At 72.3% G+C, this 1665-nt stretch carries 2 protein-coding genes and 1 pseudogene; 2 read left to right on the forward strand and 1 reads right to left on the reverse strand.

What is annotated here, in order from left to right; genetic code table 11:
- A pseudogene (locus tag FV223_RS32620) lies at positions 1-136 on the reverse strand (alpha/beta hydrolase); the annotation flags it as partial.
- A gap of 226 nt (positions 137-362) precedes the next feature.
- On the opposite strand from FV223_RS32620, the gene FV223_RS27010 reads away from it, so the two are divergent.
- The gene (locus FV223_RS27010) at positions 363-707 is read left to right on the forward strand and encodes a DUF6460 domain-containing protein (RefSeq protein ID WP_147729785.1); all 345 of its coding nucleotides are present in this window, start codon (positions 363-365) and stop codon (positions 705-707) included.
- An 83-nt stretch (positions 708-790) separates the two neighbouring features.
- Positions 791-1665: MATE family efflux transporter (locus tag FV223_RS27015; protein WP_147729786.1), on the forward strand; the 875-nt coding region annotated here is incomplete at its 3' end.

Genomic DNA, 1665 nt, shown 5'->3' on the forward strand with positions numbered 1-1665 from the left:
GGCGCCGCGCGCGCACCTCGGCGATGGGCAGCGACCACGGGTCGGCCTGCGCCGCGTGCGCCGCGACGATCTCGGCGTTGAGGCGCTTGGTGTCCGGATCGATCGTCGCCGGGTCGAACAGGGCGTGGTCGATCATGGGGCGTTTCGTCTCGTCTCTTGGGGCTGCGCGGGGCGAGGCGTCACGGCATCCGCGAATTCCGAACCCATCTTGGCGCGCGAGCGCCGCATTGCCATCTCGGTTCGGCCGGCGAAACCGCCTAACGCCCGAACCACGATCCGGTTTCGCGCCCGGTGTGGTGCATCCGTCACGGTTCCGCCGGCTTCGGACGGTTGGAAGACCTTCATCCCGCAAAGGAATGTCGATGATCGTCGAGCACGACCCGCGCCGCCCAGGCCAGAACTATTCGGGAGACCCCTACCAGGGACCGCCGTCGGGCTATCGCGCTTCGGCCCTGCGCCGCTTCCTCGGCGGCTCGCCGGCCGGCGTGTTCCTGCGGCTGCTGTTCCTCTCGGTCTTGGTCGGCGCCTTCATGGCGATGCTCGGGCTGACCCCGGCGCGGCTGTTCTGGCAGATCTACGACGCGGCCCGCGCGCTGATCGATCTCGGCCTCGCCACCTTCCACGATTTCGGCGGCTGGATCCTGGCCGGCGCGGTGGTGGTGGTGCCGCTGTGGCTCATCTCGCGGCTGTTCGCGGTCTCGCGGTAGGCTAGTCTCCACCGCGACCCGGAGGCCGCGTGATCCCAATCGAGCCCATCACCGGACGGCGCGTGCTCGCGCTCGCCCTGCCGATGACGATCGCCAACGTCACCACGCCGATGCTCGGCTTCGTCGGCGCCACGGTGATCGGGCGGCTCGGCGACGCCGCGCTCCTCGGGGCGATCGCCCTCGGCGCCGTGATCTTCGACGCGCTGTTCTGGTCGTTCGGCGCGCTGCGCATGGCGACCGCCGGCCTCACCGCGCAGGCGGTCGGCGCCCGAGACGGCGCCGAGGTCGACCGGACCTTGGCGCGCGCCCTCGCGGCGGGCCTGGTCGCCGGCCTCGCCCTGGTCGTCCTGCAAGGACCGATCGCGGCCGCCGCCTTCCGGATCACCGGCGCGAGCCCCGCGGTGATCGCGGGGCTCGCGACCTACATCCACATCCGCATCCTCTCGGCGCCGTTCGCGCTGGCGAACTACGCCGTGCTCGGCTCGGTGCTCGGGCGCGGCCGCACCGATCTCGGCCTGCTGCTGCAGGTGGCGATCAACCTGGTGAACATCGGCCTGACGCTCGCTCTGGTCCTCGGCCTCGATCTCGGCCTGTCCGGCGCCGCCCTCGCCACCGTGATCGCGGAGGCGGCCGGCCTCGCCCTCGGCCTCGCGATCCTGGTGCGCCTCGGCTTGAAGCCCTGGCGGGTGCCGTGGTCCGAGGTCCGCGATCCCGTCGCGCTGCGGCGCACGCTCGCGGTCAACGGCGACGTGATCGTGCGGACGCTGGCGCTCGTGTCGGGCATCGTCCTGTTCTCCGCGCTCGGCGCACGCCAGGGCGACGCGGTGCTCGCGGCCAACGCGGTGCTGTGGAATCTGTTTCTGATCGGCGGGTTCTTCCTCGACGGCTTCGCCACCGCCGCCGAGGCCCTGTGCGGGCAGGCGGTCGGCGGGCGCGACGCCGGCGGGTTCCGCAAGGC

Origin of the sequence: Methylobacterium sp. WL116 (assembly GCF_008039455.1) — a bacterium.
Classification (GTDB): Bacteria; Pseudomonadota; Alphaproteobacteria; order Rhizobiales; family Beijerinckiaceae; genus Methylobacterium.

Coding starts and splice junctions, on each gene's coding strand:
- FV223_RS27010 (WP_147729785.1), top strand. CDS start 363: ATGATCGTCGAGCACGACCCGCGCCGCCCAGGCCAGAACTATTCGGGA.